A 6,973-nucleotide genomic window follows, 5' to 3' on the forward strand; every position below is an offset into this window, starting at 1 on the left:
AACATTAAAAGCGGAAATAAGCAAAAGCACGGTTAGCTTCGGCCATACGATGCATATCTTCCTTACGTTTGAAGGCACCGCCCTGACTGTTGAACGCATCTACGATTTCAGCACTCAACTTCTCAGACATGGATTTTCCGCCACGTTTGCGAGCGTACTCTATTAAATTTTTCATTGAAATGGACTCCTTACGATCCGGGCGGATCTCGGTCGGCACCTGAAAAGTAGCACCACCTACACGGCGGGACTTTACTTCGACCTGAGGAGTTATATTCTCGAGCGCTGCTTTCCAAATTTCGAGCGCTGACTTTTCTTCATTCGGCATCTTGGCTTTCACACGCTCCAATGCGGAATAGAATATCTCATACGAAACGGTCTTCTTACCGTCGTACATCAAATGGTTTACAAACTTTGTAACCCGAACATCACCATAGACAGGATCCGGGAGGACCTGCCGTTTTTTAGGCTTTGATTTTCTCATTTTGTTTTCAGAATTTTCGTTCTTGTTCTTGGTTGTTGATATTTACTGTCTTCAACGGTTCCTCCGAACCATTTACTCAACCCTCATCATCAATCTCTTTTACCCCAATAACTAAAAACCGATTATAAAATTTCTAACTTGTAAACTCTTCTCTCTTTATCAAAAAAAATTACTTCTTCGCGGCACCCGCCTTCGGACGTTTTGCCCCATACTTCGAACGACGCTGCGTACGTCCGGCGACTCCGGCCGTATCCAATGTCCCACGCACGATATGATAACGTACACCTGGCAAATCTTTCACACGGCCGCCACGCACCATCACAATCGAGTGTTCCTGCAAGTTATGACCTTCTCCGGGAATATACGAGTTCACCTCTTTGTGATTCGTCAAACGAACACGGGCTACTTTACGCATCGCGGAATTCGGCTTCTTCGGCGTAGTCGTATACACACGCACGCAAACACCTCTTCTTTGAGGACACGCATCAAGTGCAGGCGACTTACCTTTCACCGCCAACGTCTCCCTTCCTTTTCTTACTAATTGCTGAATTGTAGGCATTTTTCTACTATTTAAACACTATTATATTTGTTTACACTTTTCCAAATTCGGGTTGCAAAGATACGGACTTTTTTTTATCCGACAAGCATTTCCTCAAAAAAAATTGGATTTCAATGCTTTTCTTCGACCCAACGAATCTTCACAAAAGGAAGAAGACCTTCTATGGATGCAAATCCGACCGTCAAACAAACTTCCGAAAACCCGATACGCTTCCGGCAAATATGGCAAAGATTCCTGATAATAATATATATATTAATGTAAACGCCTTTGGGACTCCGTACGCAGCCAACAACATTTCTTTATCGGATAGAAAGTGTACACCACCCGGATTTCGCGAAAACGGACGTTTCACCTATAAAATAAAAGAGCTGTCTCCTTTTCCGAAACAGCTCTTTATGATTTACATCATCGACTTGTTTTAAAGACCAAAGGCTGCTTTGACCTTGTCCGTATAATCAAGTTTTTCCCAAGTAAACAGCTCCACATCGCAAACTACCGGCTCTACGTTATAGCGCGAATGGAATGTTTTTCGAACGGTCTGAGGGGTACGTCCCATATGTCCGTACGAAGCCGTTTCCAGATAAATCGGATGACGCAGTTTCAGACGATCCTCAATGGCCTTGGGGCGCATATCGAAGAGCTCCCAAATCTTGCCGGCGATTTCTCCGTCACTGATTTTCACATTCGACCGTCCAAACGTATTCACAAAGATATTCATCGGCTTATTCACACCGATGGCATACGAAACTTGCACCAGTATCTCATCGGCAACCCCCGCCGCTACGAGATTCTTGGCGATATGACGCGCCGCATAAGCAGCCGAGCGATCGACTTTCGAAGGGTCTTTACCCGAGAAAGCGCCACCGCCGTGTGCGCCTTTACCGCCATACGTGTCGACGATGATCTTACGGCCCGTCAGCCCCGTATCGCCGTGAGGTCCGCCAATTACGAACTTACCCGTCGGATTGACGAAATACTTGATCTGATCGTTGAATAGAGCCTGTACATGCTCGGGATATTGAGCCTTAACACGCGGAATAAGAATGGTTTTCACATCTTCGGCGATTCTCTGCTGCATGGCAGCGTCGGCCTCTTCCTGCGAGCGACCGTTGCCGGCCGTAATAAACTCGTCGTGCTGGGTAGAGACAACAATCGTATCGATACGCAACGGTTTACCGTGGTCGTCGTATTCGATCGTCACCTGACTCTTCGCGTCGGGACGAAGGTACGGCATCTTCTCGATCTCATTTTTACGAATAGCCGCCAGTTCAAGCAACAAGCTGTGCGAAAGGTCTAACGCGAGCGGCATATAATTTGCCGTTTCATTCGTCGCGTATCCGAACATCATGCCCTGATCGCCGGCGCCCTGTTCGTAAGGATCGGAGCGTTCCACACCACGGTTGATGTCGCCGCTCTGTTCGTGAATGGCCGATAACACGCCACACGACTTGGCCTCGAACTGATACTCGCTTTTCGTATAACCGATTTGCTCGATTACCCGGCGAGCCACATCCTGCACATCGACGTAGGCTTTCGATTTTACTTCTCCTGCCAGCACAACCTGTCCGGTCGTCACCAGCGTTTCGCACGCGACTTTCGAATCTTTGTCATACGCCAAAAATTCATCCAGCAAGGCATCCGAAATTTGATCGGCTACCTTATCGGGGTGTCCTTCAGACACCGATTCGGAGGTAAATAAATAACTCATTATTGATACATTAAAAATAAAACATATTATTACGAACCGAACGTTCAGGATGGAACCGCGTAGCCGAACGGCAGGGAAGAATCTTTATTTTTTAGCATTTTTTCCCGTGGTTGCAAGCCATACAAATCTATCCACGTCCAATTCGGGCGCAAAGATACGGCTTCCGCCGAGACTTACCGTTTTCGCTCTGTTAATTATCTAAAAAGACCGCGTAAGCCTCGTGTAGCCGCGTATGTAAGGATGTATCAAAACGCCATGTTTGGGCACACCCTCTTTAGGAGTGTAAGAAAGGGGGAAATTGAGGGGGGACGCTAAGGAAGAGAGCGAGGGAGCATACGAACGAATGTGACCGAACTCTCATTCCGCAAACAACGAAACCGTTCGCCCGTTATGACACACCGCCATTTGAATATCCAATATTATTCTGTACATTTGCCGACAACGTAACACAAGAACGACATTTTCATGGAAAAGATTCAAAAGGTAGAAATACGTGTGCATCGCGGACGGATAGCCGATCTGGGCGATGATGAAAAGCGATGGATGGCGGCGGCCATCGAAGCGGCAAAGAAAGCGTACGCGCCGTATTCGTGTTTTCAGGTCGGTGCGGTAGCCGTGCTGGAGGACGGCACGTTCGTTTCGGGCAGCAATCAGGAGAATGCGGCTTACCCGTCGGGACTTTGCGCTGAGCGAACGACGTTGTTTGCCGCCGGAGCCCAATATCCCGACCTGCCGGTAAAAGCGCTTTTCCTCGTAGCCTTGAAAGACGGGGAAATCCAGGAGAAAATCAGTCCGTGCGGAGCCTGCCGTCAGGTTCTGCTAGAGACAGAGCAGCGTTACCAGCGCCCGATACAGGTCTGGATGTGTGGACGTTCAGAGTTTTGCCAGCTCGACTCGGCCGAATCTTTACTCCCTCTCTCGTTCGGATCGGCCGATTTGCTCGGATGACATTCTATAAAATGACCACCTCAGACTATCCAAAAAAAACTAAAACGCCCTCAAATACGTTAATAAAAACAAAGCCGGGAAGATTTGCTCGAAAAATGATCTATGTTTGCAACCGATAATTGTTAGAAGAAAATGACAATGAACACATCACAGTTTCAGAAAAAACTATTGGGCATGCAGGAGAATATGATGAATTTCGCATTGATGTTGACTGCCAATCGTGAGGACGCACAGGATTTGTTGCAGGAGACGTCGCTCAAGGTTTTAGACAATCGGGAGAAATATGCGGACAACCGGAATTTCAAGGGTTGGGTGTTGACCGTGATGCGCAATATCTTTATCAATAATTATCATCGTGTGTTGCGTACGCAGACCGTTGTTGAGCAGGATATCGATTTATATAACCTGAATGTGGCAAACGATTCAAGCTTCGACACGCCCGACGGCGCATGCCAGCTTCAAGAGATTACGGCAGCCATCAACGCGCTGAACGAAGAGCTAAAAGCGCCTTTCTCGATGTATGTGAGCGGCTATCGCTACCACGAAATCGCCGAGGCGCTGCACATCCCTTTGGGCACGGTGAAGAGCCGTATCTTCTTTGCCCGTCAGGAATTGAAGACGAAGCTAAAAGAACTCAATCCCTGATACAGAATCGTCTGTTTCTTTCCTTATGATCGAGGGCCGGGACGATTGTTTCCGCACGACGGCATTCAATGCTTCATCGCTCAGGTCTTTTCCATGTTCTTCGTAAGACAGGCGAAACGTGCAGCCGCTTTTATATTCGGAGCATCCGTAGGCCGTTTTCCCGCGCAGCAACGTTCCTTTCCCGCAAATCGGACAAACAGGTGAACCGGTGTCCGGTGCCGTATTCTGAGCCATAGTCGCCGGTTTCTTTCGCTTCGCTTTCGCCGGTTTTTCTTTCCCGGAAGCTTTTGCCTTCTTTTCCTGTTTGGGCTTGAAAGCCGTTTCATCAATCGTAATCGTCGTTGTGGCACGATCGGTACGAACGTTCCGCACAATCTGCCCGACCATCTGTTTCAACTCGTCGAGAAACGCTTCGGCCTGATAAGCGCCCTGCTCGATCTGACGCAGCTTCTTTTCCCATTGCCCTGTCAGTTCGGCACTTTTAAGCAGCTCGTCGCGAATGATTCCGATCAGTTCGACTCCCGTCGCCGTGGCCGACAGGCTCTTACGCTCTTTACGGATGTAGTTGCGTTTGAAAAGCGTCTCGATGATCGCCGCACGCGTAGAAGGGCGACCAATACCGTTCTCTTTGAGAGCATCGCGCAACGCTTCATCTTCGACGAATTTCCCGGCCGTTTCCATCGCACGGAGCAAAGTCGCCTCGGTATAAGGCTTGGGCGGGGTAGTCCATTTCTCCGCAAAATCCGGTTGATGCGGCCCGCTTTCTCCTTTCACAAAGTCGGGCAGCACACTCTCCTCCTCCGATGAAGGCTGTTCTCCTTCCATCGTGTCCTGCGCTTCTTTCTCAAAGACGACGCGCCACCCCGGTTTCAGGATCTGTTTGCCGGTTGCTTTAAAGCCCACCTTCTCCACCTCGCCCAGAACCGTCGTCGTAGAAAGCTCACAATCGGGGTAGAACGCGGCGATAAAGCGGCGCGCCACCAGATCGTAGACCTTCCGCTCAGGGTCCGTCAGGTTGCGCGGCGACACGCCGGTAGGCACGATGGCGTGGTGATCGGTCACTTTGGTGTTATCGAACACTTTTTTGCTTTTCCGTAGCGGAGCCGAGAGTAGCGGAGCCGTAAGACTCGCATAATCAGCCAGTCCTTTCAGCATATTCGGGATCTTCGGGTAGAGATCATCGCTCAGAAAGGTCGTATCGACACGCGGATAAGTCGTCACCTTTTTTTCATACAGAGACTGAATGAGTTTCAACGTATCTTCGGCCGAGAACGCGAATTTCCGGTTGCATTCTACCTGTAACGAAGTCAGATCGAACAGGCGCGGAGGCGCTTCCTTCCCTTTCTTTTTCGTCACACCGGTGATGACGAACGGCCGGTCGGTTACTGTTTCCAACAGCGCCTGCCCCTCTTCTTTTCGGGTGAATTTGCCTTGCGTAGCGGCAAAAGTAGTTTCGCGGTATATCGTTTTCAGTTCCCAGTAAGGCTCCGGCTTGAAGTCTTCGATCTCCTTTTGCCGTTTCACGATGAGCGCCAGCGTAGGAGTCTGCACGCGTCCGATGGAAAGCACCTGTTTGTTTTGCCCGTAACGAAGCGTATAGAGGCGCGTGGCATTCATTCCGAGCAGCCAGTCGCCGATGGCACGCGAGAGACCCGCCTCGTAGAGGTGTTGATATTCGGACTGGTCTTTGAGGTTTTTGAATCCTTCGCGGATGGCGTCTTCCGTCAGCGACGAAATCCACAGCCGATAAACCGGACAACGGCAACCGGCTTTCTGCATCACCCAGCGCTGAATCAGCTCCCCTTCCTGACCGGCATCCCCGCAGTTGATGACCGCCTCGGCATTCCGGATCAATCCTTCGAGAATACGGAACTGCTTCTCGTAGCTTTCGCTCGGGATCAGTTTGATACCGAACCGCGGAGGAATCATGGGCAGCGACTGCAAACGCCACGATTTCCATTCGGGCGTATAATCGTGCGGTTCTTTGAGGGTGCAGAGATGGCCGTATGTCCACGACACCTGATAACCGTTCCCCTCGATATAGCCTTCTCTCCTTGTCCGGGCTCCGAGCACTTCGGCAATCTCGCGCGCCACACTGGGCTTTTCTGCAATACAAACCTTCATTCCGGGATGATAAATGACGGACAAAGATCGCTTTTTTTGCCCGCCGATGCAAATTTTTCCAGGACAAGACATATTAATTGTTAATTGTCAATTGTCATGCGTGGTACCCGCCGAATGATGTACCCGGAAAATAACCATTAACAACTGACAATTAACGATTGAAAAACAGCCCCGCAGGGGCGCATTAATTCAGCCCAATGTGGAGCGCAGCGAAGCGTTGGGGAAAAAGCCACCCCTCGGCGGAGGGCTGAAAGCCTGAATTATAATTGTCAATGGTTAATGTAGGAGGGTGTGTCAAAATGCAATATTTGGGCACACCCTCTTTAGGTGTGTAAGAATGGGTAAAAAGCAAGGCGCTAAGGATGAGGGTGAGGGAGCATACTAAGGTATGTGACCGAGCTCTCATTCCGCAAGCAACGAAGCAGTTTGCCCGTTATGACACACCGCCTTTTGTGTTGTATTGTCCGAACGCAAATTACGCGAATGGCGCAAATCAACGCAAATATAT

Annotated in this window: 6 protein-coding genes; 2 read left to right on the forward strand and 4 right to left on the reverse strand. The window is 49.5% G+C overall.

Annotated features, from left to right (window positions below):
- Positions 1-4: 4 nt before the first annotated feature.
- From rpsG to metK, 3 genes are all read right to left on the reverse strand, one after another.
- Complete coding sequence (rpsG, locus tag Q4A89_RS07810) at positions 5-481, reverse strand: 30S ribosomal protein S7 (RefSeq protein ID WP_041591184.1); 477 nt, start codon at positions 479-481, stop codon at positions 5-7.
- 169 nt (positions 482-650) lie between these two features.
- On the reverse strand, positions 651-1,040 hold the full coding sequence (rpsL, locus tag Q4A89_RS07815) for a 30S ribosomal protein S12 (protein ID WP_124752228.1): 390 nt from the start codon (positions 1,038-1,040) through the stop codon (positions 651-653).
- A 418-nt stretch (positions 1,041-1,458) separates the two neighbouring features.
- On the reverse strand, positions 1,459-2,748 hold the full coding sequence (metK, locus tag Q4A89_RS07820) for a methionine adenosyltransferase (RefSeq protein ID WP_303184727.1): 1,290 nt from the start codon (positions 2,746-2,748) through the stop codon (positions 1,459-1,461).
- Between the two features lie 465 nt (positions 2,749-3,213).
- Here metK and Q4A89_RS07825 point away from each other — a divergent pair, with 465 nt between their 5' ends.
- Positions 3,214-3,696: a cytidine deaminase gene (locus tag Q4A89_RS07825; RefSeq protein ID WP_303184728.1), complete on the forward strand. Its 483-nt coding sequence runs from the start codon at positions 3,214-3,216 to the stop codon at positions 3,694-3,696.
- A 138-nt stretch (positions 3,697-3,834) separates the two neighbouring features.
- Entirely contained in the window at positions 3,835-4,341 is a 507-nt protein-coding gene (locus Q4A89_RS07830; RefSeq protein ID WP_303184729.1) for an RNA polymerase sigma factor, read from the forward strand.
- Here the strand turns inward: Q4A89_RS07830 and Q4A89_RS07835 are convergent.
- The gene (locus tag Q4A89_RS07835; protein WP_303184730.1) at positions 4,321-6,465 is read right to left on the reverse strand and encodes a DNA topoisomerase 3; all 2,145 of its coding nucleotides are present in this window, start codon (positions 6,463-6,465) and stop codon (positions 4,321-4,323) included. The genes Q4A89_RS07830 and Q4A89_RS07835 overlap by 21 nt on opposite strands.
- Positions 6,466-6,973: the final 508 nt, after the last annotated feature.

It is taken from the genome of Tannerella sp. (assembly GCF_030528505.1).
GTDB lineage: Bacteria > Bacteroidota > Bacteroidia > Bacteroidales > Tannerellaceae > Tannerella.